This window comes from Clostridium cavendishii DSM 21758 (genome assembly GCF_900141845.1).
In the GTDB taxonomy this organism is placed as follows: Bacteria; Bacillota; Clostridia; order Clostridiales; family Clostridiaceae; genus Clostridium_AG; species Clostridium_AG cavendishii.
The window spans coordinates 61937-88881 of the sequence record NZ_FQZB01000005.1; the positions used below are offsets into that span (position 1 = coordinate 61937).

Genomic DNA, 26945 nt, shown 5'->3' on the forward strand with positions numbered 1-26945 from the left:
TGAAAAAATGGTGGTGATAAAATGTTTACTCTTTGTAAAGTAGTATGGGAAAAGAATAAAACCTCTAAACTTATTATGTTAATGGGACCAATAATTATTTTGACGGTCTCCCTTTTAGAGACTATAGGTAATAAAGGCAAAGTAGATAGTATATATAATGCTAGTGAATTGTTTATTTATCAGCAAATTATATTTTTTTGGATGCTTATAATCACAGAATTTAGTAGAGAGACAAGTATATTTTCTATGCCAGTTAGAAAGAAAGACATAATAAAAGAATATTATATATGTTCATTAATATATTTTGTATTTTATACATTTATAAATATGTGTGTACGTATTGTTGTATTTAAACTTTATAACGCAAATGCAGTCCAGTTTGAAAGGTTAAGTATATTAGGAATTCAAGAATTTTTATTTCTTACACTTACAGTTTTGATAATCTTGCCATTAATAATACTGTATAAAAATTGGGGGATGATATTGGCAGCTGTATTATTTTATATAGAACATCGTATTAAAATTATTAGCGTGGATTATGTATGGCTTATTGTTAAAAATAATTTATTAATAAGTATAGGACTTACAATGCTTTTAAGTTATATTTCTTATAAAATAGTATTACTATTATTTAATAAAAAGCCGTGTGTTTAATAGCTTTATGGAGGGATTTACATGGGGAAATTAATAAAAGTTTCTATTGATAGATATAAATATTCAATGATAGTTGTACCTTTAATTATAAGTATTATTACAACTATATGTTTAATTTTAATAGAGAAAAATGAATATTTTTATTTTTATATTTTTATAGAAAAATAATTATTATTTCGGGACTTGCTTATATCACTATATTTATAGGAAAGCGTAGTATGATAAGTATTAATATGCCAGTGTCAAAAATGGATAGGATAAATGCTTCATATTTAATGGGTTTTGTAAATATAGTAGTGTTTTTTATTACTGTGTTTATAGTTAGTTATTTTACTTTTAAATATAAAACAGGTGTTTATGATTTTAGAAATATCAGTTTTAATTTGTTAAAATCCACTATAGAAGGCGGAATCTTATTAAGTGTACTTAATGTTATTTATATTTTTACTAGTATTAGGATTAACTATAATTTGGGTAATGGAATAATATATTTTTTTGTAATTGTTTTTAGTAGTTATTTTAATTTTAAAATAGATGATGGTACAAGTTTAATATTATATGGTGTGTTAGCAGGTATAGGTTTAATTTTGTCATATATAATTTCGTTTAAAATATTTGATAGATATTCAGTAGTAAAATAATTTAAGATAGGAATGATTTTTATGAAAGGTCTTATTTTTAGAGATTTACAAAGATATAAAAGAGATATTTATATAATAATAGTTTTAGGTGTTTTATTTAATATTCCACTTACAGAAATGACAGCTTACTTAAGTGGAACCGACAGAGAAATTATTACTAGTTTGATTTTCTTTCAGTGGGGTATATTTTTCAATATAGGTGTAACATTTATTATTGCAAACTCACATATATCAAATGTAGAAAAAATATACTTAAATCAATATCCAGTAACTAGAGGCGATGTAATCTTAAGTAAGTTAATAAGTTGTATTATGTTTTATATAATCTTATGTGTTTCAAATTTTGTTGGAGCATATATAATTAATTTTATAGTACCTAATTATAATGTTATAATGCTAGGCTTTAACCATATATTATTTTTAGTAGGACTAGTTATTATGCTACCTATTTTTGTATATGTTTTTGGGTTAGTTTTTAAGTTTAATAAAAAAGGATTTTATTTTGTAGTCTTTTCATATCTAATATCTCCTATTATAGTGAACTTTATTTCAAGAATAACTGGCTTAAATATAAAAGAATCAGGTTATAACTTTATAGTGAATGTATTACAGAGATTATTCAATGAACAAATTTTAGCTATAACAGGTTTAATTATAGTTATTTTGGTAGGTGGATTTTTAGTATTTATAATATTAAAAAAGATATATGAGAGTGTAGATTTAGAGTGGTTATAAAATAACAGGCTTTTAAAAGTTGTTACTTAGGTAGCAACTTTTTTTATATGAAAAATTTATTTAACTATTACAATATAGTATACTTTACATTGTAAGGGTGCAGTGATATCCTAATATTAGGAGGTAGTATATGGAAATAAATAAAGAGCAATTAAAAGGTTATATTGAGAGCATAATTTTAAATTGTATTTCTACTCAAGATAGATATGGGTATGAAATTATGAAAAAAATAAAAGAATCGAGTAATGATACGTTTGAAATGAAGGAAGGAACACTTTATGTGGTGTTAAAAAGATTAGAAGTAAAGGGGTTAGTAACTTCATATTGGAATGACGATACTAATGGTGGTCGGAGAAAGTATTATAATATAACAGAAGAGGGAAAAGAACAGCTTAATATAAAAAAATCTGAGTGGAGCTTCTTCAAGGAAGTAATAGATAAGTTGATGGTTTAAAAGGGGAGAGTTTATTATGAAAAGTGTAGAAAAATACATAAATTCTATATGTAATAATTTTAGTTTGGAAGATAATGAATTAGAGGATTTTAAAGCAGAGATAAGAAATCATTTAATGGAAAATATAAAGGATTTACAAGCTAAGGGACATTCAGAAGAAGAAAGTATAAAAATAGCTGTAGACAGGTTTGGAGAAGAAAAGATTATTGGAGAATTTTCAGAAGTACTAACAGTTAGAAGGGACAGATTTATAAAGATATTAGTTTTAGCATTAACTATAATTCCTTCAATTTTAATATTTAGAGAATTAGTTCATTTAGATGGACTAAATAGACCATTTGCTTTTTTAATTTTACTTCCAATATATTTTATATATCAAGGAACTGATATATATTTAAAACATAAAAGAAATATAAAGATTGATAAGAAGATTGAAATTATAAAAGGATTGTTTATAATTTGTTTTATAAATATTTTAGGTAGAATAATATTTCCTTTAGATTGTTATGCTGACCTTAGTAAGTCAAAATATCCTTATATAAACCTAGTTCCATTTTCTAACCTAGTAGAATGTATAAAAACTCAAGATTATTATTTTTTACAGTTTGTACTTTTAGGGTTGGTAAGAACCATATTATGTTTTATACCATTAGGATTATTAACGCCTATGCTTTTTAATGAATTTAAATCAATTAAGAAAATTAGTATATTACCAATAGGAATATTTATATTTCAGGCTATATTTGAAACCTTTAAAGCTTATACTGGAAGATTTGGTGGATTCATATACACAGAGAGTCTAATTAAATATATTTTAGGTACTATTATAGGTTATGGATTATATTGTATTTTAAATAAGAAGCAGACTAATTATTTTAAAGTTAGGTAAATATTGCTTATAATATTTAAATATGATATTATGAAATTGTAAAAATAAATATTTAGGACACAGGGGGGCTGGATTTGGCCAGCTGAGATTAAGAACCGATATTCTTTGACCCTATAACCTGAACTGGGTAATGCCAGCGTAGGAAGTTGTTTGCTACTAATCTAGTATTTTGTTTTAGTAACGTAAAGTACGAATCCTATGGGTTCGTACTTTTTTTGTGGCAAAAATTCCTTAAGTGAAAAGTCAAATCTTAAGATAGAGTTAAAATTTTAATTTTACAGCATGAATTTATCTACTTGTTAATTTTGTATTTTGAATTTAAGTAGTTATGATTTGGCTATCACAGTAAAATCTTAATTGTTATTTTTACAAGTAACAAAAGGAGGAATTGTTTATGAAAACAAAAAAATTAACACTCTCGGGTTTGTTGATTGCTTTGGGGGTAATTACAGGAAATCTTATTTTCATACCGGTAGGAGGAGCAAAATGTTTTCCAGTACAGCATATAATTAATGTTTTAGCAGCTGTGATTTTAGGTCCAGGCTATGCTTTATGTGTTGCTTTTAGCATTTCATTATTAAGAAATATATTAGGTGTAGGAACTATTTTGGCTTTTCCAGGAAGTATGATAGGAGCTTTTTTAGCAGGAATTATTTATAAGAAGACTAAGAAAAATATACTAGCTGTTTTAGGTGAGGTTTTTGGAACAGGAATTTTAGGTGGGTGGGTTGCATGTTTAATGGCTAAATTAATTATGGGTAAAAGTGTAGGAGCATTATATTTTATACCACCATTTTTGATAAGTACAGTTGGAGGAAGCTTAATAGCTTATTTATTACTTAAAGCGTTAGAAGCATCTAAAGTTTTAAATATAGTTGGTTTTAGAGGAGAGATAAAATAATGATAAAAAAAGTATTAACAATAGCAGGTTCAGATAGTTCAGGTGGAGCAGGAATTCAAGCAGATCTTAAGAGCTTTAGTGCAAATTATGTATATGGAATGAGTGTCATAACTGCAGTGACTGCACAAAATACACAAGGTGTTTTTATGGTTCAAGATATAGATAAAGAGGTTGTAAAAGCACAGCTTGATGCAGTATTTACAGATATTGAAGTAGATGGAGTAAAGGTTGGTATGGTTTCAAAGATAGATACTATAGTTGCTATAAGTGAAGCTCTTAAGACTTATAAAGCTAAAAATGTAGTAATAGATCCAGTTATGGTATCTAAAAGTGGGTATTCTCTTTTAAAAGAAAGTTCTAAGCAAACTTTAATTAAAGAACTTATACCACTTGCAGATGTATTGACTCCTAATATTCCAGAAGCAGAAGAAATATTAAGTGAAGTTAAAGGTGAGAAAATTACTATAGAAACTATAAAGGATATGGAAGAGGCTGCAAGAGCATTATGTGAATTAGGCAGTAGAACTGTATTAGTAAAAGGAGGACATAGTGTAGGAGAAGCTACAGATGTTCTTTTTGATGGTAAAGATATAAGTTATTTTAAATCTGAAAGAATAAATACAAAAAATACTCATGGTACAGGTTGTACTTTATCTTCAGCAATAGCTGCAAATTTAGCTAAGGGTATGGAAGTAAAAGAAGCTATAGGGAAGGCAAAAGAGTATATAACTATAGCTATAAAACATTCTTTAGATATTGGACATGGAGTAGGTCCTACAAATCATTTTTATGAACTATACAAGAAGGGCGGAAAAAGTTGTGAATAAAACTAATGATAAACTTGGATTTTTTACTTTTGTGTTTTTATGGTTTGGAGCAGCTGTATCCATTGCAGAAATACTTACAGGAGGGCTTATAGCTCCACTTGGATTTAAAATAGGGTTAGCTACTATATTAATAGGACATCTTATAGGAACTACAATTTTTGCTTTAGGTGGAATAATAGGATATAGAGAAAAAATAACAGCTATGGAATCTACTAAAATAGCTTTTGGAAGTTATGGAAGTTATTTGTTTTCGGTATTAAATATACTTCAATTAATTGGGTGGACAGCAGTTATGATAAAGTCTTCTGCTACTTCAATAAATTTAATAACTAAAAGCCTTTGGAATGTTGATAACTTTATAGTTTGTGCTTTATTTATTGGTTTACTTACAGCCTTATGGATAGCCTTTGGTAAAGTTGGAATTGAGAAAATAAATAATATAGCTGTAATGCTTCTATTTATATTAACATTAATTTTAGGATTTGTAATATTTAAGGATGGAAGCTTGCTTAACAAAACAGTAGAAGGTCAAATGACAATAGGAGGAGCTATAGAGCTTAGTGTAGTTATGCCTCTTTCATGGTTACCTTTAATAGCAGACTATACAAGATTTGCAAAAAATGAAAAATCAGCTGGGGTAGGTAGCTTCTTAGGATATTTTATAGGTAGTGCTTGGATGTTTATTATAGGGCTTGCTTCAGCTATAATATCTCAAAATTCAGATCCTTCAGCTATTATGTTAGCTGTAAACTTAGGAGTTACTGCACTTTTAATAGTGGTTTTATCAACTGTAACTACAACTTTTATGGATGTGTATTCTGCGGGGATATCTTTTAGAAATATAACAAAGAAGTTAGATGAAAAAACTATAGGGCTTATTATGGCCGGAATAGGAACAGTTTTAGCGATTGTAGTTCAAATGGAGAATTATGAAAGCTTTTTATATGCTATAGGTTCGGTTTTTGCGCCATTATTTGCAGTACTTATAACAGAATACTTTATTATAAAATCGGATATTAAAGCTAAAATTAATATGAAGATAAATTTAGGAGCATTTTTAGTTTGGGTAATGGGTGTTGTTTTATATTATGTGTTTATAAAATTTGATTTGATAATAGGTGCTACATTGCCAGTAATGATTATAACAGGAGTACTATATAAAATTTCTTGGGAGGTTGTGAATAAATGGAAGCTTGTAAGAGAATAGCTCAGTTACTTGAGAAAGTAAGAAATGAAAAACCACTAGTACATCAGATAACAAATTATGTTACGGTAAATGATTGTGCAAATATAACATTAGCATTAGGTGCTTCACCAGTTATGGCAGATGATATTTTAGAAGTTTCAGATATGGTAAGTATAGCAAAAGCTTTAGTTATAAACATAGGAACTTTAAATAGCAATACTATAGCTTCTATGATACTTGCAGGTAAGACAGCTAATAAATTAAATATACCTGTAGTTTTAGATCCAGTAGGAGTAGGAGCTACTAAATATAGAACTGATACTGCTAAGAGAATTTTAGATGAAGTTAAGATATCAGTAATCAGAGGAAATTTATCAGAAATTAAAATTCTTAATGGAATAGAAGGAAAGACAAAAGGTGTGGATAGCACAGAAGAAATATTTTTAGAAAGTAATAATATTGAAGATATAAAACTTATGGCAAAAAGCTTTGCAAAAAATATTAAAGCCGCAATAGCTATAACAGGAGCAGTAGATATTATAACTGATGGAGAAACTTTATATACTGTAGAAAATGGACATAGTACAATGGCAAAAGTTACTGGTACAGGTTGCATGTGTACAGCTCTTATAGGTTCATTTATGGCAGCAACTAACAATAGTTTACTAGCTAGTTTGTCAGGTGTTACAGTTATGGGACTTGCAGGAGAAATAGCTTTTGAAAATTTAGATAAGGTTAATGGTGGTACTGGTAGTTTAAAGGTTGGGATTTTAGATGCAATATGCAATTTAAATGAAGAAATAATTTTAAGGAGAGTTAAGATTAATGAAGGATAATGTAGACTATAGTCTTTATTTAGTTACAGATAGAAAAATATTAAAGGATAGAGATTTAAACAAATCAGTAACTGAGGCAATAGAAGGTGGAGTAAGATTAGTTCAACTTAGAGAAAAAGATATAGATACAAGGGATTTTTATAATGTAGCAAAAGAGCTAAAGGCTATTACAGATAGTAAAAATGTACCGCTTATAATAAATGATAGATTAGATATAGCTTTAGCTATAGATACAGCAGGAGTTCATTTAGGGCAAAAGGATATGCCGCTTTTAAAGGCAAGAGAGATCTTAGGGAATGAAAAAATAATAGGGATTTCAGTAGCTACACTTGAAGAGGCTATAATAGCTGAAAAGAATGGAGCCGATTATCTAGGAGTAGGAGCTATGTTTGCAACTAATAGTAAGCTAGATACAAGAAGTGTAACTTTAGATACTTTAAAAAATATAAAGAAAAGCGTAAAAATACCAGTGGTAGCTATTGGTGGTATAAATGAAACCAATATTGAGAAATTAAAAGAAACTAATATAGATGGAGTAGCTATAATATCAGCTATACTTGGAAAAAGGGATATAATTAAAGCAAGTAAAGAACTTATGGATATATTAAAGCATAAGCTATTTTCTAAACAGTGAGTATGTTTAGAAAATAGTTAATTATATACATTATATTGTAGTTGATAGTATAATTATCATTAACAATATAATGTGTGTATATGATTCGGATTATATGAATAAGTTTAAATCTATTTACAGTGTGAACGAAAAATTTATAAATAATAATCAAACAGTTATAAGTCTACAGTCTAAAGAGTTTTATGTAAAAATGGGGGCAACTCCATGTGGAGAAGTTGAATCCCTTCTTAGAAAAGGACTAAAGTTAGCATCTAAAATTCCTATAAAACTTTAAAGTCACTTCATATTAAATTTGTATGAAGTGACTTTTTTCTGTAAGTATCATAAAAAATATTTATGGTATAATATTAAAAAATTGTAATCAATTCATATGAAGTTTCGTTTTATTAAGTGAAGATATCTTTAAATACAGAATATAAGGAGCACAAAATATGTTTTCTAGAAAAAAAGGATGTGTAGCAGAACTTAGAAAAAGAAATCCTAAAGCTATAAATTACGTTATAGATGAATATGGGAATTTATTATATAAGGTAATTTATTCAGTTCTAAAATCTTTTAAGGATGAAGGATACATTGAAGAATGTATGAATGATGTTTTACTTTCCATATGGAACAATATAGATAAGTTTAGTGGAGAAGAGGATAAGTTTAAAAGCTGGATTTGTGCTATAGCAAGATTTAAGGCTATAGATTTTATGAGAAAAAAACATAATGAAGTTAGTTTTGAAGAGGTTGAAAATGTAACTTTATTTTCTAAGGAGGATGTAGAAGATAGAATTTTGCTTAAAGAAAACAGAAGTGAATTAATAGAAACTATAAATTCTTTAGGTGAACCGGATAAGACTATATTTCTTAAAAAGTACTTTTTAGGTTATTCTTCTGAAGAGATAGCCACTGAACTTAATATAACAAAGGGCAATGTAAATACTAGACTTTGTAGAGGTCGTAAGGTTCTAAAGGACAAGCTAAAAAGTGATTTAGTGGAGGGGCTATAAAATGAAAGATATATATGAATTATTAAATGATATTGATATAGATACAAGTAAGTATGAAAAGATGGACATAAATATGCCAGAGACAACTAAAAAGAGAATTAAAAATAAACTTAGTAGTAAAATACAAAAGGATAATTTTAAAATTAAATCTTTAAAAACAATAGGTAAAACAGCAGGAGTAGCTATTTTGATTTTTGGTGTTGTAGGAATAGCAAATCCAACTTTTGCTAAAGCAATTACGGATACTATAAAATATTTTGAAGGTAGTAGAATATATAATTCAGAATTCAAAAGGTATTCTAAGGGCGTTGATTTAACTACAACAGATAATAAAATTTCAATAAAATTAAATTCAGTTGTTTATGATGGTTCTAATTTATATTTAGCTTATGAACTCGATACCGAAACACCTTTAGAATATGGCGTGAAAATATGGTCTACTGATATTACTGTAAATGGTAAAAAAATAAATGGAAATGAAAAAAGAAAACTAGAAGGTCATGAATTTGATAATGATATTTATAGCAGTTATGATAAAAGGATAGAAAAAAATGATAATAAGGAAAAGTATATAGGTACAACAAGTTGGGATTTGACAGATTATAAATTAGAGGATAATAAGGGTGAAGATATTAACATTGAGTGGAATATTAATAATATACATGGGATAGATGGTAAATGGTCTTTTAAATTCAAAGAATCTAAAAAAGAATTAATGGATAATAGTAAGACTTTTAGAGATTTAGGAGAAATAAGTTTTAATGATATTCAAAGATATAAGATAGATAAATTTACAGTAAACCCTATAGAGTCTAAAATGGAGGTAACACAAATTACAAATAAAGATAAACTTAATAAATATTTAGAAAATAATAAAGTATCTGATATAACAACTGAAAATAACTTCTCGGATAACAGGTTGATATTAGCGAACGATGAAGAGCTATTTGCATTAGGTGGTTCAGGATATGGAGTTGATAATAAGAATGGCGAAGATTTAGTTAAATCCAAACAAATTTTTTATGGATTAAAGACTATACCTACAGAGTTGAAAATAATACCTGTAAAAGCAAAGATGGGTCCAAATGAAGCTGCCAAATTTAGATTTATAAAAATAAAAGATTTAAAGACTAATATGGAACTTATGGAAGGTAAAGATAAATCTATAGTTATAAATTCTTTAGAAAATAAAGAAAATAATTTGAAAATTAATATAAGCTTTAAAGGTATGGATATTGGTAGGAGAATGGATTTAGTTATAGTAGATGATAAAGATAAATATTTAACCGCAGTAAAAAATAAAGAATTTGAAAACATAAAAATAAAGCAACCAATAGACGAATATACAGATATAAAAAATTATAATATAAAAGGTAATTTAGATTTAAATTTTGAAAATGTTAATGAAGAAGACTATTTAATGTATTTAGATTATGATAATAGTTATAGTTTAGATATGGAAAATGCAAAGAATATAAAATTAAATTAAAGAATAATTATTAAGTGATATTCTATAAAAGAATATCACTTAAATTTTATGAAGATTTTAGTTTAAGCTTTTTTCACTGGAATTTGAATTTCTGTAATGTAATCATCTGGGTTAGATTTTGACCATTCACCTTCAATATATATTTCTCTATTAGGGCCAGTAATTGTATAGCTGTTTTCTTCAATCCACTTAAGGATAGCTGTATAGGCTAAAGAAAAGTTCTCATAGCTTCCTTTATGAATTGTACAAGCCATAGTTTCAACTTCTGGCATGTCATACACTTTAACCTTATCATTTTCAGGTGTTGATGTTAGAACTTCTTTAACCACCTCAATATCAACATCTTTTTCTTTATAACCAGTATCGTGATAAATTGAAGCACATCTAGTACCTAACTTTGCGTTACAAGAATTTAAATAGTTATTAAGTTCAAACCATAAAGAATGTTGCTTACTATAATCATCTATAACATTTCTTACTGAAGCAACCTTAAAAGAATCTATATTTTTTATAACGATATCATATTTTAACATAATTGAATCATCCTCCTGAATTTGTTTCATTAATAAATTGAGCCCGGAAATCTTTGCTTTTTCCTTTTCTATGTTTTCTTCAATTTCTAATCTCTTTGAATTTAACATTGAAATTACTATATCAGAAGATAAGTCATTAGAGATTATTTCAGTAATTTCATTTAAGGAAAAACCTAAACTTTTTAATGCTACTATTTTATTAAGCCTTAAGATCTGATTTGCAGAATAGTATCTATATCCACTTTCTGTATCAATTTTTGTAGGCTTTAATAGACCTATTTCATCATAGTATCTAAGAGTCTTAATAGAAATTTTATTTAGTTTAGAAAAATCACCTATTTTAAACATTATATCTCTCCTATGTGCACATGGATTTTTTATTAAGATTGGTATACCTTACTTACAATTTAATCATAATATCTCCAGTAACGGGAGAGTCAATAAAAAATTTTATTTTACAATTTGGTAACAACTTTATTAATTTAAGTAATAACTAAATTGTAAAATAGAATTAAAGAATAGGGGGATGGATTTAAATGAATAAACTTTTTAAGAATATTATAGCTATAGTGGTAAGTTCAACTTTAATTTGCGGGTGTAGTATGAATAAAACTGTTACTTTAAGTGAAGATGTTAAGGTAGAGCAATTAGCTATTAATAATAATACAGTAAAAGTAGAAGAAAAACTTCTAGATTTAAATTTAAAAAAAGATGAAAGATTTTTTAGTACTTTTTATGATGGAGATATGTTATTAGGAACTATAGGATTAAATGATGCAGAAATAATTTATAATGGAACAAAAGAGTATGGTTTTTTAGGAGTAGCAAAACCTAATATTTATAGTTTAGATAAAAACGGAGTATTTAAAGAAACTAACAAAAAGGTAGAAAGTTTAGTAGAAGAAAATAATGGGAAACTAGTATATTCTGGTATGCTTAAAAATTACAATGAAGATAACGGAAATTCATATTTAAATTATATAGATTATGAAAAAAGTAATGAGAAAAAGCAAGTTGTTAAATTTAAGGACTTGTACAAAGAACTTTTTAACTTAAATGGAAGTTATGGAACTAGTAATTTTGAGGAAATAGTAGAGGGAAGAGAAAATTTCATTGCTGCATATAGCTTTACAGAATTTATAAAGCAAGGGAATGATAATGAAATTATTTCAAAGTTTACAGATAAAGGGAATAATAATAAAATTTTTATAAAGCTTTTGGATATGGAAAAAAATAAATTATATGAATCAGATAACATAAATACAGAGATTATAAAAATTATATATATTAAGTCTATAGATAGCTTTATAGCTATAGATAAAAATGCAAATTGTTATAAGTTAGATATAAATGATAATAAAATAGAATTTAAGAAGTTTTCTAATATAGATATTGGAGATATTGGTGAGATTAGAAGAGAACAAGTAGTTATTGTAGATGAGGATACTATAGCAATAACAAGTTTAAAGTATTCTGAAAATCAAATAATAAACTATAGTTTTAAAAATAATAAGAGTACAGTTTTAATGAAGGTTAATAAGGATGAGAACGTAACGATACAAGCTTATTATCCTAAAGAAAACTTAATAGTGTTATCAAAAAGTTATAAGATGAAAATAAAAGCTAGAGATAATAGGGAAGAGAGCAGTTACAAGGATGTGTATTTAGCACAAATGAAAAATAATAAGATAGAGATATTTCATAAACTAAAAAATATGGATAAGGAGAATGAATTATATATATGGAATAAGATCACTGTTAATAGAAAAGGAGATGAGCTATTTATAGCCAGATATTTGGCTGTTCCTGAAATAAATAGTTTAGAGAACTGGCGTACAACCTATGAATTTGTAAACATTAAAAGATAAATATACTTTCTAATTTGATTTTAAATAGAAAGAATAGTAAAATCCTATTGAAAAGAAATAATAGAAATACAAACTAATCTATTATTTTTTTATAAGGTTTGTTTGGGAGAAGTTTATGAATAATAATAAAAAGATTTTAGTTGTAGAAGATGAATATTCTATAAATGATATATTAACTATAACGTTAAATAAAGAAGGATATGAAGTTAAAAGTGTTTTTTATGGCAGAGAGGCTTTAGAGATAATTGATGATTTTAAACCAGATTTAGTTTTATTAGATTTAATGCTACCTGATATTGATGGTTTTTCAGTTTGCAAACAGATTTCGGACAAGTATTTAGTAATTATGATTACTGCCAGAGGAGATGTTATGGATAGAATATTAGGAATGGAACTTGGAGCAGATGATTATATAATAAAGCCCTTTGATATTAGAGAGGTAATTGTTAGGGTAAAGGCTATGTTTAGAAGAGGTCAAAAAAGCACTTCAATGATAGAGGATGGCTTTGAAAAGGTAACTGATAATATAAAAGTAAATGAGAAAAGTAGAATAATAATAAAAGACAATAGAGCGTTGGATTTAAAACGAAAAGAGTTTGATTTGTTTTTATACTTGTATAAAAATAGAAATGTTGTACATTCTAGAGAAGCTTTATTAGACAAGGTATGGGGATTTGAATTTGCAGGAGATACTAGAACTGTGGATGTTCATATAAGAAGGCTTAGAGCTAAATTAGAAGAGAATGAAGACAAGATTATAGAGACTGTCTTTGGAATAGGATATGTTATGAGATGATAAAAAGAGGTTTCAAATCTTTAAAAGGTAAAATAATATTTTTTAGTTTAATAGTAATAACTATTTTTCTAATAGCTTTAAATTTTATTCTTGCAGATATTTTAAATAAAAGCTTAGAAAATAGTATTAAAAAGGAATTAGAAAGTATTAAGGCTATTTTTGTAAATAATATAAATAATAAGCTTCTATTAGAAGAAAATTCAGAGTTTAGTTATGATGAAGTATGGAGATATGAAAATGATATTATTAGTAATTTTAATATTTACATTAAGTTTTCTAATAATAAATTTAAAGAAGTTAGAGGAGAAGAACTTGATAGACAAACTACTGAAGCTTTAGAAAAAGAAAGCTTTGGGAAAAAGGTTTTATTAAATTTTAAGATGAAAGATAGTAAGGCTATAGCGAGTTATATATATCCTGTTTATACTGGTGAAAAATATATTGGAAGTTTAATATTACAAAAAAGTTATGATGAAGAATATAAAAAAAATATAGATATAATAAAGAGAATTATTTATATAGAATTACTACTATTTATAATATTGATAGCCGTATTATATATTTTTTTAAATAAATCAATTAAGCCTCTGGAAAGGCTTTCTAAAAACATGGAAAAGCTTGCAATAGGGGTTTATCCAGAGGATATTATAATAAACAGTAATGATGAGATACAAAGTCTTTCTAAAAGTTTTGATTTTATGAAAAAGGAAATAGAAAGAAAAATAGATAGTATAAATACTGAAAAAGAAAAGGTTTATAACATGCAAAAGGTTACAAGAGATTTTTTCAATAATGCAACTCATGAAATGAAAACACCTCTTGCCGCAATTATAGGTTATTCAGAACTTTTAAAAGAAGATGATTTAGATTATGAAACTAAGAAAAGGGTATTAGATAGAGTTTTAATTGAAAGTAAAAGAATGAATTCTTTAGTTTCAAATGTTTTAGATATATCACGAAATGAGATAAAGCGGGAAAGAGATTTTAGTAACTTTTATATAAATAACATTATAGAGGATATTATAAATCAGATGGATATAAGAATAAAAGAAAAAAATATATCTGTGATTAAAGATCTTAAAAAAGTGATATGTTATGGTGTTGAAGAAGAAATAGTTAAGGTTATAATAAATCTAATTGATAATGCTATTAAGTATACTAGTGATAGTATTATACGGATAAGTTGTTATAAAGAAAAGAAATATGTTGTTGCGAAAATTAAAAACTCCTGTGGTATTATTCCAGAAAATATCAAAGAGAACGTATTCAGTCCCTTTATAAAGTATAATTATAATAATATAAATATAAGCAGTTCTGGTTTAGGACTTTATATATGTAAAGAACTAATAGAAAGTAACAATGGTGAAATAGGTTTTGAATTAATAGATGGAAGTATAGAATTTGTAATCAAAGTTTTTAATAAAATTAATTGATGTTTTAAATAGATAGTCAAGAGCATATTTCTAATTATCTATTTTTAAATTAATAGCAATATTTGCGGGATTTATCGGTGAAAACTTACTAAATAATGAAAAATTAAATAAAAGAATAAATATAGGAAAAGGAATTATTTTTACGTTAATAGGAATGAAAATAGCACTTTTAGAAAAGTAGTATAAACACTAGTTGAAAGTTATTAATCTTTCAATTAGTGTAATTTTTTTATTTAAAATTGAAAGAATTTCTTAAGAATTTAGTTAAAGAGTTTGAAAGAATTATGATTTATTATAAAAGCATACAAAATAATTGAACTTAATTAATTTCATGTGAGGTGATATAATAGGAGAGAAAAAAAGGTTATTTTGTTAGTAGGGGGAAAATTATGAAGTACAATGTTTTAGTAGTAGATGATGAAAGGGAGATAACTGATGCAATAGAAATTTATTTAAGTAATGAAGGGATAAATGTGTATAAAGCATATGATGGCTTAGAAGCTTTAGATTTGTTAAACACTTATGAGATTCATTTAATACTTATGGATATAATGATGCCAAAGATGGATGGGCTTAGAACTACTCTTAAAATAAGGGAAGAAAAAAATATTCCTATTATAATGCTTTCTGCAAAGTCAGAAGACACAGATAAGATATTAGGACTTAACATGGGAGCAGATGACTATATAACAAAACCATTTAATCCGTTAGAACTTATAGCAAGAGTTAAGTCCAATTTAAGAAGATATATAAGGCTTGGTAATTTTAAAAATATTGATGAAGAAAAAGAGAAGGATAGATTGATTTGCAATGGATTAGTATTAAATAAATTAACAAAAGAAGTTACTGTAGATGATGAAGCTATAAAAGTTACACCTAGTGAATATAAGATTTTAGAACTTCTTATGAGTAACTGGGGGAGAGTATTTTCGTCAGATGAAATTTATGAAAGAATATGGGGAGACGTTGGTTATAACTGTGAAAACACAGTGGCAGTTCATGTAAGAAGAATACGAGAAAAAATAGAAATAAATCCAAAAGATCCGAAATATTTAAAGGTGGTGTGGGGTGTTGGTTACAAAATTGAGAAGTAGCAAATTGGTTCGCTTCATAGGAATATTTATGGTTGCAATAAGTATTTCTACAATGTTAGCGTACGTAGCTATTTTATCAACATATAATTACGCAGATGCAAAAAGTTTTTATGAAACATCTGATTTTTATCGTCTTTTAGGTAGTGAGCAAAATTTTATGCTTAATACTTTAGACTTTTATAAAGGAAAAGAAAAGGTAATTTCTTTAGATAATATTAAGTCAACGGATTTGTTTACTGACTATGAGGTTAAAAGTGCTTTTAAAGATTATAATAAAGATTATGAAATCCATGCTTCAAATGTTAATAGGGCATATGATAGCTTAAAAAAAGAGGCTATAGAGAAAAAATATACAGATAGAATCGTAGAAATAGAAAAAGAAAGAGAAGAAGAATTAAATGATGTAAAGAAACATTATTATACTTCAGAAGAAGATGTAAGAAAAAATTTAGAAAAGTCAAAAGAAGATAACTTTAAAAGTAGTATTAGGCGTTATCATGAAACACCTGTAAAATATATAATGATAACTGAAGATGGTAGAACGTTTACTAATATTAAAGAAGCAGATGCTGATTATATAATAGATAAAACTAAATATGAATATAAAAAAAGTAATGACTTCTTTATTGTATTAAGAAAAGAAAATTTAGATGATAGTACTAAGATTAATGAAAGCAGTTATGATAAAAAAGCATTTGATAAATTCTTAAATTATTATAGTGATGATATAAATGCTCTTAAAGAAAATAAAATAAAGTTGATGGGTATATTTGTTAAAGAGGATGATTTAGCTAGAAGTGGATATGCTTCTAACAAAGATAAATATGATCTATATACTAAAAATAGTAAAGTAATAGGATATGCTGTTAAAGGAGCAGTTTTAGCATGTATACTTGGTTTAGCTATTTTGGTATTTAGTAAAGTTAAAGAAGAGAGTAAACTTCAAAAGATATACAAGTGGTTATATTTTGAGCTTGATATAGGATTGCAGTGCGGTGGAATTTATATCGGATTAATGTTTACAGAAATACTTTATAGCTTTTTTGGTTGGCGTTCAAATTGGATTCATTATGAAGTTTTAATAGCTTTAAGTTTATATATAATTTTTGAATATTATTTATTAGTATTCTTTATAAATTCACTTAAAGATATTATGAAAAGTAAAAAGTTCAAACAAAAGATATTATTATATGTCTTATTTAAGAAATGTAGAAAATTTATTAAAGATATTTTAGATTATAAAGATACAAGGTTTAAATTTATAATTTTTGCTGTATTTACTTTTATATTTATATTAATATCTTTAGTAGTTGCAAGCGAGTTATATATGTGGGGCTGGCATGATACATTGATAATTGTTTTTATACTTTATACTTTGTCATATTTTGGATGTTTGTTTCTTTATGGATTTAAGTTCATGAAACATTTAAATAAGATATTAGATGGAACTAATAAGATTTCAGAAGGTGATTTGAATTATACTATTGAAGAAAAAGGAGTAAACATTTTAGGAAAGCTTGCTAAGAATATAAACAATTTAAAATCAGGGCTTAAAGATGCGTTAGGAAAAGAAATGAAGAGTGAGAGAATGAAGAGTGAACTTATAACCAATGTATCTCATGATTTAAAAACTCCGTTAACATCTATAATTAACTATGTAGATTTATTAAAGAAGGAAGAGTTAGAATCACAAAAAGCTAATGATTATATTGCTATTTTAGATAGAAAGTCTCAAAGACTTAAGGCGCTTATCGAGGATTTGTTTGAAGCATCAAAGGCTACTAGTGGTGCTTTAGATATGAATATAGAAAAGATTGAAATAACAGAGCTTCTAAAGCAAACTTTAGCAGAATTAGATGAGAAAATAGTAACTTCGAGACTTAATTTTAAAGTGAATTTGGGTGTTGAAAAAATTTATGCCATGGGAGATGGTAGAAGAACTTATAGAGTTTTTGAGAATCTTATTCAAAATATTTTAAAATATTCTTTAGCAGGTACTAGAGTATATATTGATTTAATAAAAGAAGAAAGTTCCATTAAGCTTGTTATGAAGAATATAGCAGCTTATGAGATGAATTTTGATGCTACAGAAATAGCTGAAAGATTTAAAAGGGGAGATTTATCTAGAAACACAGAAGGGTCGGGGCTTGGTCTTGCTATAGCAAAGAGTATAATGGAACTTCAAAATGGAAAACTGGATTTAGAAGTAGATGGAGATTTATTTAAGGCTACAGTAGTATTTTATAACGTATAAAAGAAGGCGTGATTGCCTTCTTTTTGTTTTAATTTAACAGATAAAATTTTTATAAAGTTAATTGTATAAGTACATATATTTGGTTATAATAAAAGCTGAGGAAACTTTAAAAGGGGTGAAATTTTTGGATAGAGAATTTTTAGAAGCTTTAAGTAGTATGCTTGATAAAAAATTAGATGAGAAATTAGAACCTATAAAAAATGATATAGCTGACTTAAAAGAAGATGTAGGTACATTAAAGGCTGATGTAAGTATATTAAAGAGTGATGTAAGTATGTTAAAGAGTGATGTGACACATATTAAAAAGAAAGTGGATTCTGTTTATGATCAAACAGCAGATTTAACTGAGTTTAGAACTGATGTACTTTCAAAACTTGATTCGGTAGATGATGATATATCAACAATAGAAACGGTTACAGCTAGTAATTATTTATATATAAATAAACTTAAAAGAATGAAAAGTGTGTAAGGGCAAGTATTGCTTTTACACTTATTTTTTAAAAGGAGTAAAAATGGAAGAGTTTTGTAATTATTGTTTGAGTTTGCCCAAAACAATTAAAGATTATCCCTTTGGAGAAGAACCTTTAGTCATTAAAGTAAATAATAAAATGTTTGCACTTATTAATGAAAATCATGAAATATCACTAAAATGTGAACCTTTTAGAGCTTTAGAATATAGAGAAATGTTTAATGGGGTAAGACCTGGTTATCATTTAAATAAAAAACATTGGAATACTATAAATATAGATAGTGATGTTCCAAAGGAAATTATAAAAGCTATGATAAAGGAATCTTATGAAGCTGTTGTTAAAACATTTTCTAAAAAAGAAAGAGAAGAAATATATATTAAATTAAAATAGAAAATAGATAGAATATTAATGTATAACGTAGATAAAACTAGCTTTATAAAGCTAGTTTTTATTTTTGAGAAAAAAGTCCATTAAAAAGCCTTGACTTTTTATTAAATAATAATTATTATTAACACATAAAGAATATTAAATAAACGAAGCAAACTTCGTTATATATAGGAGGAATTAATTATGTCATTAATAGGAAAGAAAGTTCAAGATTTTAAAGCACAAGCATATCATGGAGGAGACTTTAAAGAAGTTACTCTTGATTCAATAAAAGGAAAGTGGTCAGTATTCTTCTTCTATCCAGCAGATTTTACATTTGTATGTCCAACAGAATTAGGAGATTTAGCTGATAATTATGCTAAATTTAAAGAAGAAGGTGCAGAAATTTACTCAGTATCAACAGATACTCACTTTGTACACAAAGCATGGGCTGATGCTTCAGAAACAATCAATAAGATCCAATATCCAATGATAGGAGATCCAACAGGGGCTTTAGCTAGACAGTTTGATGTTATGATTGAAGAAGAAGGTTTAGCATTAAGAGGGACTTTTATAGTTAGTCCAGAAGGTGAAATCAAAGCATATGAAGTACATGATGCAGGTGTTGGAAGAAATGCTGAAGAATTATTAAGAAAAGTTCAAGCATGTAAATTTGTTCATGAACATGGTGATCAAGTTTGCCCAGCTAAATGGACTCCAGGAGCAGAAACTTTAGTACCTAGTTTAGATTTAGTAGGAAAACTATAAAATTAAATTTTCAGAGGTATGATTATTAATATCATACCTCTGAATTTAACTAAAGTTATAAAAGTAAAGTTTATAAATTCTAGGTGTAGATTTTGTTTTTATAACTTAAGCAATGGAAGATATAATAAGGAGGAAAAATTATGGATAAAATATATGATTTAATTATTATAGGTGGTGGAGCTGCTGGGCTTTCAGCAGGGATATATGCAGGAAGAGCAAAGCTTGATACACTAATAGTTGAAAAAGGAAATGGTGGTGGCCAAGCAGCAACTACTTTAGATATTGTAAATTACCCAGGAGTAAGAAAAACTACAGGACCAAAACTTATGGAGGAAATGAAGCTTCAAGCAGAAGATTTTGGTGTTGAATTTTTAAAAACTGAAGTTTTAGATATGGATTTAACTAAAGATGTAAAAGATCTTAAGACTGATAATGGTTTATTGAGAACTAGAGCTATAATAATAGCTACAGGTGCATCACCAAGGGCTTTAGGATTTAAGGGTGAACAAGAATTTAAAGGAAGAGGAGTTGGATATTGTTCTACTTGTGATGGAGAGTTTTTTAAGGATTTAGAAGTTTTAGTTGTAGGTGCAGGTTATGCAGCTGCAGAAGAAGCTATATATTTAACTAGATTTGCTAAGAAAGTAATAGTGATAGCTAGGGAACCAGAGTTTACTTGTGCAAAATCAATAGGAGATAAGGTTAAAGCTAATCCTAAAATAGAAGTAAGGTTTAATACTGAAGTTATAGAAGCTAAGGGAGATGAATTACTTCGCTCAGTAAGACTTATAAACAATATAACTAAAGAAGAGTATGATTACTATCCACCTAAGGAAGATGGAACTTTTGGTATATTTGTATTTGTAGGCTATGAACCAAAAACAAAATCATTTAAGAATCATGTTAATATGGATGAGTATGGATATATAATAACAGATGAAAATATGAAAACAGATGTAAAAGGGGTATATGCAGCTGGAGATTTAAGGCCTAAATCTTTAAGACAGATAGTAACAGCAGTAGCTGATGGCGCTATAGCAGCTACAGATGCAGAAAAATATATAACTGAAGAAAAAGAAAGATTAGGAATTAAAGATATAGAAGTTAAAAAAGTATTAAAAGAAGAAGTTAAAAAAGAAAGTAAGATAGAAAATAAAGCAGGAAGAAGTTCTCTGCTAAATGAAGCCTTAAAAAATCAATTAAGGCCTATTTTTGAAAAAATTGAAAGAAAAGTAATTCTAGCATCAGTAGTAGATGCTAATAATGCTAAATCTATAGAGCTTAAAGAATTTATTTTAGATTTAGTAGAACTGGGAGAAAATTTAGAAGCTAAAATATTAAATAAGGGAGAAGATTTAGCTTTTGAAAAACAAATAAATGCAGATAAATTTCCAGTAGTTGCTTTATTAAATGATAAAAATGAATATAGTGGAGTTAAATTCCATGGAGTACCTGGTGGACATGAATTAAATTCATTTGTATTAGCTATATATAACTATGGTGGTCCAGGTCAAGCTATAGATCAAAATATATTAAAAGATATTAAAGCGATAGACAAAAAAGTTAATATAAAAGTAGGAGTTTCTTTATCTTGTACTTATTGTCCAGATGTTGTTGTTGCAGCTCAAAGGATTGCAATAGAAAATCCTAATGTAGAAACTGAAATGATAGATTTATCAAATTTTGAAGATATAAAAAATAAGTATAAACTTATGAGTGTTCCAGCAATAATAATAAATGATAAGGATGTATATTTTGGAGCTAAAAAGATAAATGAAATACTTGATATGGTAAATAGGTAAAAAAGGAGCTATGCTTAAAAATTAAGCATAGCTTTTCTTAGTTAATTTATTTGATAAACTAAGAATAGTTTCAAGTGAAAAGTCCTTGGCAAGCTTTTCAAGGGATTTTTGCATTTCATCTATCAATAAAGGGTTGATGATGAACCGATTTATGGTGGAATTTAAATCTTTTATAGATTTTAATGCTACTGCTGCACCTACGGATTCAAGAAACTCAAGGTTTTCTTGTTCTTGCCCAGGTATAGCAAAAGGGGAAACTAAAGGAAGTTTTTTTGCTATTGCTTCAGATACAGTAAGTCCACCAGGTTTTGATATTAAAATATGAGCTTTTTCCATATAATATGGTATATCTTTTGTAAAACCTAATATTTCTATATTTTTATTTTCTCTTCTGTTTCCAAATTTATTTGAAAGATTTTTTTTCAAGATTTCATTTTTTCCACATATAACCATTATGTCAAGTGGATTAGGATTATTAATGAGTTCGTTTAGAGAAGCTTCAATACCGCTTAGGCCCATACTTCCACCCATAATTAGAATTGTAAATCTATTATTTTTCTTTTGTGTAGTTTTATATAAAAAATCTTCTCTAATAGGAATGCCTACTGGATAAATTTTATTTTCAGGTACTTTTCTTATAAGCAAAGTATTTTTTGTATATTCAGTAGCTGTAATATAAGCGTCTACAGCAGGATTTACATAGGTATAATGAGCTTTAAAGTCAGTTACTACAGATATAAAAGGAACGTTAAGACCATTAGACTTTAAGTTTCCTATAATTTTAACTGCAAATGGGTGTGTGCCTATAATAAGATCAGGTTTTTCAATTAGGATTTTTTTATATACGAGATTTTTTATAGGAGATAGTAGTAGATTTAAGCTTTTATTTGTTAGCTTACTATCAGTAATTTTATATAACTTACCATAGAGCTTAGGTAAATTTTTTGCTAGGAATTCATATCCTTCTACTATAAGAAGATTTTGAAGTTTTTTTTCTTCAGGTATGAAGTCAAATATAGATACAGTATGATTTTTAGCTTTATAAGTTTTAGCAAGTGAATTTGCTGCTTGATTATGACCTTGTCCTGTAGAAGTTGTTAAAATTAATATTTTCATAATTTAACTCCCATATTTAAATTTAATCTATAAAAATATAATAGCTGAAAAATATTAAGACATTATTATTTAAATCTTAAGGTTATATTAATAATAAATAAAGTTTTTATAATATAAAAGGCTCATTAAAGAATATTAATTAAAACATATATACTTAACTATAATTTTATTAGCATATAATAATGTGAATAGTATATTAGGGGAAGAGTGTAAATGAATATGAATAAGAATGTGATTAAGGGGTTTATATTTACTATAATAATAGCTTCAATAATAATAATAGCAATATTTTTATTTACTTTTAATTATAAAACAAGACCAGACACTATTAGGGAAAATATATGGGATAAAGGAAAAGAAATTTCAGAAAAATATTTAGATTCTATAAAAAATATGGAAGATATTAAACTTGTTAAATTAGATGGAATTGAGGTTATAAATCTTCCAAGTAAAAACGTATATAAATTCATAAAAAATAATGAAGAGTATGAAAAATGGATATATGAGGATCTTTATAATATAAAGAAAAATGATGGGGTTACATTTAATGAAGATGAGAAAATGGTTTTGGAAGAAATAAGTAAGGTATATGAAGCATTAAGAAGCTGTGATGAGTCTATCAAAGAATATGATACTTTAAAATATAAAGAAAGATTAATTAATGAGGAAAGTGGTTCTAAAGATATGCTTAATTCTAGAAAAGAAAATATATTAGAAAGCATTAATAAACTGAAAGTAAAAACCTCTAAGTTAGAAAATATATATGGTTTTAAATATGGTTCTGAAATTGATAAATTAATAAAAATAATAAATCAAAAATTATAACTGTATAAAAATAGAAAAAATGTTAATAATATTAGATGAATATTATTAAAAATAAGAGGGATAAGAATGAATTTTAAAAATATAGTTGTGATTTTCCTAATACTTATTATTTTAAATAAGATTGCAGGATATTTATTAAAGCTTTTTAGTTTATCGGTTTATAGTGATATTAAAGCTAAAGGTCTTATGAATGTAAATTTATTAAATTCTATGAATAAAGAAGAGTTTTTTAGCAAAGTAACTTTATATTTAGAATATAAAAATTATAGAGATATTGAAATTTTAGAAGAAAATATATGGATTTGCTATGCTGGTGAAAATGCTTTTGGTGTATTTATTAAAAAATTAGATATAACTCAAGATGTATTAGAAGTTAAAGAGGTCTTGAGATTTATATCAAAATTAAACGAGTTAAACTTAAAGAAATCTATAATTATAACTAATGGAGTAATAGGAGATAATATATATAAGCTTGCTACAGTTATAAAAGATAAGAATATAGATATAATATGTATAAATGGAGTAGAACTTGCTTATGAAATTAGAAATCTTACTATAGAAGGTTATGATGAGGAGATAATTATATGATAATAGGAACTTTAGAATCAATGTTAATTATACTTAGTGCATATATAATTTTACTTATAGTTCAGAAGTTGGTGGATTTTGTTAAACTTATAAGATTAAGTACTAAAGAGGGTAGTGTAATAGAATCATTGAAAGATTTTACTAAAGAAGAATATATTTTTTTGTGTAAAAAGTTCTTAGAAAAAGATTGTTTTATAGATTTTGTTAATGTATATGATGATTTTTTTGTTTGCTGTAAAAATGGAATAAAGTATGGATTAATTATAAGTAAAGAAGAAAAAATGTTAAAAGAAAAAGATATAGAACATTTTTATGGTTATATTATATTAAACAATTTGGACGGAATGGTGATTATAACAAGTTATGGATATGAAGATAAAATAAAAGAAAAGGCTGAAAATGTTATGAACTTGAAGTTTATAAGTTATAGCATTGAGCAAGTTGGGGAAATTTATAATAATTTTTTTGAATTTATAGATTAGCTAATAATATATAAAATAATTGTATAAATTTTTGAAATAAAATTTATTTTGACTTAATTTTTTATTAATTTTATAAAAAATTAAAATTCTCTTAAAAACTCCAAGTATTTTGTATATAATTGTATTATGAAAGGTTATATTAAGAAGTGGAGAAGAGATATGAAGAAGAATAGATTATTGTCATTATTTATGTGTATTACAATAGCTTTTAGTTTAGTCGTTAGTAATCCAAAAAATGTACAAGCAAAATCAAAAGAAGAGATACAGTCTGAAATAGAAGCTAACAAAAATAAAATAAATAATTTAGAAAATGAACAAAAAAATATATCTGAAGATAAAGAGGAAGAAAATGCTAAGCTAAAAGAAGTTAAAAATCAAATAAAGCAAAAAAATGATTTAGCAGAAGAATCTTTGAAAAAGGTAAATGAAGTACAAGGTAAGGTTGATTCAGCTCAATATTTTGTTGATGAGATAAATAAAAATATAACAGATGTAAAAGATGATATAGAAAAAACATCTAAAGATATAGATAAAAAGGCAAAGGAACAAGCTGAAAAGAAAGAACGTCTTGGAGAAAGGCTTAGAGAAATATATAAATCTAATTTTTCAGATCAGGTAATATACATATTGATAACATCTGATAGTTTAGGTGATTTAATTAATAATTTAACTGGTTTAACAACTGTAGTACAAAATGATAATCAGCTTATTGATGAGGTAAAAAAAGCTCAAGAAGAATTGGAAAGTAATAAGTCAAAATTAAGAAGAAAAAAGGATGAGTTAGAAAAAAATCAAAAAGAAGCTGAAATAAAAAGAAATGAAGTAAAAGCTACTCAAGGTGAATTTTTATCTGCTAAGAATAAATATGATTCAGATATAAATGAATTAAAGGTGTTAGAAGATAATAAGAATCAAGCTATTAACAATATGAGTGAAAGAGAAAAACAAATACAAAGAGAACAAGAAAAATTGGGAGAAGATAATGCTAAATTAGAGGGCTTTTTTAACAATTTAAGTAAAACTGAAAGTGGACAGTCTGGCTCCTCTTCTAGTGGACAAAGTGGGAACAATGGAAATTCAGGACAAAGTAATGGGGTTAAGCCTAGTTCAGGCGGATTTATAAGACCAGTAGGAGGCTATATATCTTGTGCTTATGGACCAAGAACACATCCTGTAACAGGAAAGCAGAGCTTTCATCAAGGGGTAGATTTAGCTGTAGGAAGTGGAACACCTATTAAAGCAGCTAAAAGTGGAGTTGTAACTACAGCTACTTATCATTATATATATGGTAATATGATAATAGTGGATCATGGTGGTGGATATTCAACACTTTATGCTCATCAAAGTGGATTTAATGCTTCAGTAGGACAAAAAGTAAATCAAGGTGATATAATAGGATATGTTGGTTCAACAGGGTGGAGTACAGGTCCACATTTACATTTTGAAGTAAGAATAAATGGACAACATACTAATCCTATGCAATATATTAATTAAAAGTAAGCCAAGCTTTATTTGAAAAGCTTGGCTTATTTTTAGCTTGTTTTAATAATTATACTAACCTTAAGGTAAATATTAACTCAAGGTTAGTGTGATTTTATAATCTTATAGCTGTTTCAAGAGCTACTTCCATCATTTTAGTGAATGTAGTTTGTCTTTCCTCAGATGTTGTAAGTTCACCAGTTACTAAAGAATCTGAAATTGTAAGCATTGATAAAGCGTTAACATCAAATTTAGCAGCTAAAGTATATAATGCTGCAGTTTCCATTTCTACAGCTAAACAACCAAATTTAGGCCAAATTTTCCAAGCATCAATATCATCTCCATAAAAACTATCGGCTGTAAATACACTTCCTACTTTTGGCTCAAAGCCCTTTTCTGTTGCTACATCGTAGGCTTCTTTTAAAAGGTTAAATGAAGCTGTGGGAGCATAATCTCTTCCGCTAAATCTTATTTTATTTATAGCAGAGTCAGTATGAGCGCTCATAGCCAAAACTAAGTCTCTTACTTTAACGTCTGCTTTCATACTACCAGCAGTTCCTATTCTCATAAGATTTTTAACTCCATAACTAGTGATAAGTTCATTTACATAGATTGAAATTGAAGGAACTCCCATACCTGTTCCTTGTACAGATATTTTCTTTCCCTTATAAGTACCTGTAAAACCGTACATACCTCTTACTTCATTATAGCAAATTACATCATCTAAAAAGTTTTCTGCTATAAATTTAGCTCTTAACGGGTCTCCAGGTAGTAAAACGGTTTCAGCTATTTGTCCTTCTTTTGCACCAATATGAATACTCATAAATAGA

At 26.7% G+C, this 26945-nt stretch carries 30 protein-coding genes and 1 riboswitch; of the genes, 27 read left to right on the forward strand and 3 right to left on the reverse strand.

All coding sequences use genetic code 11. The annotated features are described in order from the left end of the window. Window positions 1-21: 21 nt before the first annotated feature. The 14 genes from BUB01_RS04085 (at window position 22) to BUB01_RS04140 (ending at window position 10241) form a co-directional block, all read left to right on the forward strand. A complete protein-coding gene (locus tag BUB01_RS04085) occupies window positions 22-654 on the forward strand; it encodes a hypothetical protein (protein ID WP_072985418.1) in 633 nt (210 codons plus the stop codon). A gap of 21 nt (window positions 655-675) precedes the next feature. After that, entirely contained in the window at window positions 676-822 is a 147-nt protein-coding gene (locus tag BUB01_RS23080) for a hypothetical protein (RefSeq protein ID WP_159433204.1), read from the forward strand. 50 nt (window positions 823-872) lie between these two features. Beyond that, window positions 873-1295, forward strand: a complete 423-nt coding sequence (locus BUB01_RS04090; RefSeq protein ID WP_072985419.1) for a hypothetical protein — start codon at window positions 873-875, stop codon at window positions 1293-1295. 21 nt (window positions 1296-1316) lie between these two features. After that, a complete protein-coding gene (locus BUB01_RS04095) occupies window positions 1317-2030 on the forward strand; it encodes a hypothetical protein (protein WP_072985420.1) in 714 nt (237 codons plus the stop codon). 130 nt (window positions 2031-2160) lie between these two features. Further along, the gene (locus BUB01_RS04100; protein ID WP_072985421.1) at window positions 2161-2484 is read left to right on the forward strand and encodes a PadR family transcriptional regulator; all 324 of its coding nucleotides are present in this window, start codon (window positions 2161-2163) and stop codon (window positions 2482-2484) included. Between the two features lie 16 nt (window positions 2485-2500). Further along, complete coding sequence (locus tag BUB01_RS04105) at window positions 2501-3373, forward strand: VanZ family protein (RefSeq protein WP_072985422.1); 873 nt, start codon at window positions 2501-2503, stop codon at window positions 3371-3373. A gap of 51 nt (window positions 3374-3424) precedes the next feature. After that, window positions 3425-3536: riboswitch (TPP riboswitch) on the forward strand. 231 nt (window positions 3537-3767) lie between these two features. Next, window positions 3768-4274, forward strand: a complete 507-nt coding sequence (thiW, locus tag BUB01_RS04110) for an energy coupling factor transporter S component ThiW (protein WP_072985423.1) — start codon at window positions 3768-3770, stop codon at window positions 4272-4274. A gap of 2 nt (window positions 4275-4276) precedes the next feature. Then, entirely contained in the window at window positions 4277-5101 is an 825-nt protein-coding gene (gene thiD, locus BUB01_RS04115) for a bifunctional hydroxymethylpyrimidine kinase/phosphomethylpyrimidine kinase (RefSeq protein WP_072985751.1), read from the forward strand. Then, window positions 5094-6308, forward strand: coding sequence for a putative hydroxymethylpyrimidine transporter CytX (gene cytX, locus BUB01_RS04120; RefSeq protein ID WP_072985424.1), 1215 nt, complete (start codon window positions 5094-5096; stop codon window positions 6306-6308). Before thiD ends, cytX begins: the two co-directional genes overlap by 8 nt. Further along, entirely contained in the window at window positions 6287-7123 is an 837-nt protein-coding gene (thiM, locus tag BUB01_RS04125) for a hydroxyethylthiazole kinase (protein ID WP_072985425.1), read from the forward strand. The genes cytX and thiM overlap by 22 nt, the downstream gene beginning before the upstream one ends. Further along, entirely contained in the window at window positions 7113-7757 is a 645-nt protein-coding gene (gene thiE / locus BUB01_RS04130) for a thiamine phosphate synthase (protein WP_072985426.1), read from the forward strand. Before thiM ends, thiE begins: the two co-directional genes overlap by 11 nt. Before the next feature lie 70 nt (window positions 7758-7827). Continuing rightward, window positions 7828-8031 (forward strand): hypothetical protein, encoded by a 204-nt coding sequence (locus BUB01_RS22840; protein ID WP_143152449.1) that lies wholly within the window; start codon window positions 7828-7830, stop codon window positions 8029-8031. A 157-nt stretch (window positions 8032-8188) separates the two neighbouring features. Continuing rightward, a complete protein-coding gene (locus BUB01_RS04135; protein ID WP_072985427.1) occupies window positions 8189-8752 on the forward strand; it encodes a sigma-70 family RNA polymerase sigma factor in 564 nt (187 codons plus the stop codon). Between the two features lies 1 nt (window position 8753). Next, a complete protein-coding gene (locus BUB01_RS04140) occupies window positions 8754-10241 on the forward strand; it encodes a DUF4179 domain-containing protein (RefSeq protein ID WP_072985428.1) in 1488 nt (495 codons plus the stop codon). 62 nt (window positions 10242-10303) lie between these two features. Here BUB01_RS04140 and BUB01_RS04145 read toward each other — a convergent pair whose 3' ends face one another. After that, window positions 10304-11122 (reverse strand): MerR family transcriptional regulator, encoded by an 819-nt coding sequence (locus BUB01_RS04145; protein ID WP_072985429.1) that lies wholly within the window; start codon window positions 11120-11122, stop codon window positions 10304-10306. A gap of 188 nt (window positions 11123-11310) precedes the next feature. On the opposite strand from BUB01_RS04145, the gene BUB01_RS04150 reads away from it, so the two are divergent. The 9 genes from BUB01_RS04150 to BUB01_RS04190 all read left to right on the forward strand — a co-directional run bounded on the left by BUB01_RS04150 (window position 11311) and on the right by BUB01_RS04190 (window position 21625). Next, complete coding sequence (locus tag BUB01_RS04150) at window positions 11311-12642, forward strand: hypothetical protein (RefSeq protein ID WP_072985430.1); 1332 nt, start codon at window positions 11311-11313, stop codon at window positions 12640-12642. Window positions 12643-12757: 115 nt separating this feature from the next. After that, entirely contained in the window at window positions 12758-13438 is a 681-nt protein-coding gene (locus BUB01_RS04155; RefSeq protein WP_072985431.1) for a response regulator transcription factor, read from the forward strand. After that, window positions 13435-14871: a HAMP domain-containing sensor histidine kinase gene (locus BUB01_RS04160; RefSeq protein WP_072985432.1), complete on the forward strand. Its 1437-nt coding sequence runs from the start codon at window positions 13435-13437 to the stop codon at window positions 14869-14871. Before BUB01_RS04155 ends, BUB01_RS04160 begins: the two co-directional genes overlap by 4 nt. 386 nt (window positions 14872-15257) lie before the next feature. After that, window positions 15258-15965, forward strand: a complete 708-nt coding sequence (locus BUB01_RS04165) for a response regulator (RefSeq protein WP_143152450.1) — start codon at window positions 15258-15260, stop codon at window positions 15963-15965. Continuing rightward, window positions 15943-18219 carry a HAMP domain-containing sensor histidine kinase gene (locus BUB01_RS04170; RefSeq protein ID WP_072985434.1) on the forward strand — a complete coding sequence of 759 codons (2277 nt, stop codon included), beginning with the start codon at window positions 15943-15945 and terminating at the stop codon, window positions 18217-18219. Before BUB01_RS04165 ends, BUB01_RS04170 begins: the two co-directional genes overlap by 23 nt. 124 nt (window positions 18220-18343) lie before the next feature. Next, window positions 18344-18688, forward strand: a complete 345-nt coding sequence (locus BUB01_RS04175) for a hypothetical protein (RefSeq protein WP_084108337.1) — start codon at window positions 18344-18346, stop codon at window positions 18686-18688. A 43-nt stretch (window positions 18689-18731) separates the two neighbouring features. Then, entirely contained in the window at window positions 18732-19079 is a 348-nt protein-coding gene (locus tag BUB01_RS04180; RefSeq protein ID WP_072985435.1) for an MmcQ/YjbR family DNA-binding protein, read from the forward strand. A gap of 180 nt (window positions 19080-19259) precedes the next feature. Continuing rightward, window positions 19260-19823 carry an alkyl hydroperoxide reductase subunit C gene (gene ahpC, locus BUB01_RS04185; protein WP_072985436.1) on the forward strand — a complete coding sequence of 188 codons (564 nt, stop codon included), beginning with the start codon at window positions 19260-19262 and terminating at the stop codon, window positions 19821-19823. A 140-nt stretch (window positions 19824-19963) separates the two neighbouring features. After that, on the forward strand, window positions 19964-21625 hold the full coding sequence (locus BUB01_RS04190; protein ID WP_072985437.1) for an FAD-dependent oxidoreductase: 1662 nt from the start codon (window positions 19964-19966) through the stop codon (window positions 21623-21625). Between the two features lie 21 nt (window positions 21626-21646). Here BUB01_RS04190 and BUB01_RS04195 read toward each other — a convergent pair whose 3' ends face one another. Beyond that, window positions 21647-22741: an MGDG synthase family glycosyltransferase gene (locus tag BUB01_RS04195; protein ID WP_084108340.1), complete on the reverse strand. Its 1095-nt coding sequence runs from the start codon at window positions 22739-22741 to the stop codon at window positions 21647-21649. 213 nt (window positions 22742-22954) lie between these two features. Here BUB01_RS04195 and BUB01_RS04200 point away from each other — a divergent pair, with 213 nt between their 5' ends. The 4 genes from BUB01_RS04200 (at window position 22955) to BUB01_RS04215 (ending at window position 26130) form a co-directional block, all read left to right on the forward strand. Continuing rightward, on the forward strand, window positions 22955-23566 hold the full coding sequence (locus tag BUB01_RS04200; RefSeq protein WP_072985439.1) for a hypothetical protein: 612 nt from the start codon (window positions 22955-22957) through the stop codon (window positions 23564-23566). A gap of 66 nt (window positions 23567-23632) precedes the next feature. Then, window positions 23633-24154: a hypothetical protein gene (locus BUB01_RS04205; protein ID WP_072985440.1), complete on the forward strand. Its 522-nt coding sequence runs from the start codon at window positions 23633-23635 to the stop codon at window positions 24152-24154. Beyond that, window positions 24151-24636: a hypothetical protein gene (locus BUB01_RS04210; RefSeq protein WP_072985441.1), complete on the forward strand. Its 486-nt coding sequence runs from the start codon at window positions 24151-24153 to the stop codon at window positions 24634-24636. The genes BUB01_RS04205 and BUB01_RS04210 overlap by 4 nt, the downstream gene beginning before the upstream one ends. 159 nt (window positions 24637-24795) lie before the next feature. Continuing rightward, window positions 24796-26130 (forward strand): murein hydrolase activator EnvC family protein, encoded by a 1335-nt coding sequence (locus tag BUB01_RS04215; protein WP_072985442.1) that lies wholly within the window; start codon window positions 24796-24798, stop codon window positions 26128-26130. A gap of 100 nt (window positions 26131-26230) precedes the next feature. Here BUB01_RS04215 and deoD read toward each other — a convergent pair whose 3' ends face one another. Continuing rightward, entirely contained in the window at window positions 26231-26938 is a 708-nt protein-coding gene (gene deoD / locus BUB01_RS04220) for a purine-nucleoside phosphorylase (protein WP_072985443.1), read from the reverse strand. Between the last annotated feature and the right edge of the window lie 7 nt (window positions 26939-26945).

Bases quoted from the DNA above. Each gene is read 5' to 3' on its own strand.
- BUB01_RS04085 (WP_072985418.1), top strand. From the start codon at position 22: ATGTTTACTCTTTGTAAAGTAGTATGGGAAAAGAATAAAACCTCTAAA.
- BUB01_RS23080 (WP_159433204.1), top strand. From the start codon at position 676: ATGGGGAAATTAATAAAAGTTTCTATTGATAGATATAAATATTCAATG.
- BUB01_RS04090 (WP_072985419.1), top strand. From the start codon at position 873: ATGATAAGTATTAATATGCCAGTGTCAAAAATGGATAGGATAAATGCT.
- BUB01_RS04095 (WP_072985420.1), top strand. From the start codon at position 1,317: ATGAAAGGTCTTATTTTTAGAGATTTACAAAGATATAAAAGAGATATT.
- BUB01_RS04100 (WP_072985421.1), top strand. From the start codon at position 2,161: ATGGAAATAAATAAAGAGCAATTAAAAGGTTATATTGAGAGCATAATT.
- BUB01_RS04105 (WP_072985422.1), top strand. From the start codon at position 2,501: ATGAAAAGTGTAGAAAAATACATAAATTCTATATGTAATAATTTTAGT.
- thiW (WP_072985423.1), top strand. From the start codon at position 3,768: ATGAAAACAAAAAAATTAACACTCTCGGGTTTGTTGATTGCTTTGGGG.
- thiM (WP_072985425.1), top strand. From the start codon at position 6,287: ATGGAAGCTTGTAAGAGAATAGCTCAGTTACTTGAGAAAGTAAGAAAT.
- thiE (WP_072985426.1), top strand. From the start codon at position 7,113: ATGAAGGATAATGTAGACTATAGTCTTTATTTAGTTACAGATAGAAAA.
- BUB01_RS22840 (WP_143152449.1), top strand. From the start codon at position 7,828: ATGTGTGTATATGATTCGGATTATATGAATAAGTTTAAATCTATTTAC.
- BUB01_RS04135 (WP_072985427.1), top strand. From the start codon at position 8,189: ATGTTTTCTAGAAAAAAAGGATGTGTAGCAGAACTTAGAAAAAGAAAT.
- BUB01_RS04140 (WP_072985428.1), top strand. From the start codon at position 8,754: ATGAAAGATATATATGAATTATTAAATGATATTGATATAGATACAAGT.
- BUB01_RS04145 (WP_072985429.1), bottom strand. From the start codon at position 11,122: ATGTTTAAAATAGGTGATTTTTCTAAACTAAATAAAATTTCTATTAAG.
- BUB01_RS04150 (WP_072985430.1), top strand. From the start codon at position 11,311: ATGAATAAACTTTTTAAGAATATTATAGCTATAGTGGTAAGTTCAACT.
- BUB01_RS04155 (WP_072985431.1), top strand. From the start codon at position 12,758: ATGAATAATAATAAAAAGATTTTAGTTGTAGAAGATGAATATTCTATA.
- BUB01_RS04160 (WP_072985432.1), top strand. From the start codon at position 13,435: ATGATAAAAAGAGGTTTCAAATCTTTAAAAGGTAAAATAATATTTTTT.
- BUB01_RS04180 (WP_072985435.1), top strand. From the start codon at position 18,732: ATGGAAGAGTTTTGTAATTATTGTTTGAGTTTGCCCAAAACAATTAAA.
- ahpC (WP_072985436.1), top strand. From the start codon at position 19,260: ATGTCATTAATAGGAAAGAAAGTTCAAGATTTTAAAGCACAAGCATAT.
- BUB01_RS04190 (WP_072985437.1), top strand. From the start codon at position 19,964: ATGGATAAAATATATGATTTAATTATTATAGGTGGTGGAGCTGCTGGG.
- BUB01_RS04195 (WP_084108340.1), bottom strand. From the start codon at position 22,741: ATGAAAATATTAATTTTAACAACTTCTACAGGACAAGGTCATAATCAA.
- BUB01_RS04200 (WP_072985439.1), top strand. From the start codon at position 22,955: ATGAATATGAATAAGAATGTGATTAAGGGGTTTATATTTACTATAATA.
- BUB01_RS04205 (WP_072985440.1), top strand. From the start codon at position 23,633: ATGAATTTTAAAAATATAGTTGTGATTTTCCTAATACTTATTATTTTA.
- BUB01_RS04210 (WP_072985441.1), top strand. From the start codon at position 24,151: ATGATAATAGGAACTTTAGAATCAATGTTAATTATACTTAGTGCATAT.
- BUB01_RS04215 (WP_072985442.1), top strand. From the start codon at position 24,796: ATGAAGAAGAATAGATTATTGTCATTATTTATGTGTATTACAATAGCT.
- deoD (WP_072985443.1), bottom strand. From the start codon at position 26,938: ATGAGTATTCATATTGGTGCAAAAGAAGGACAAATAGCTGAAACCGTT.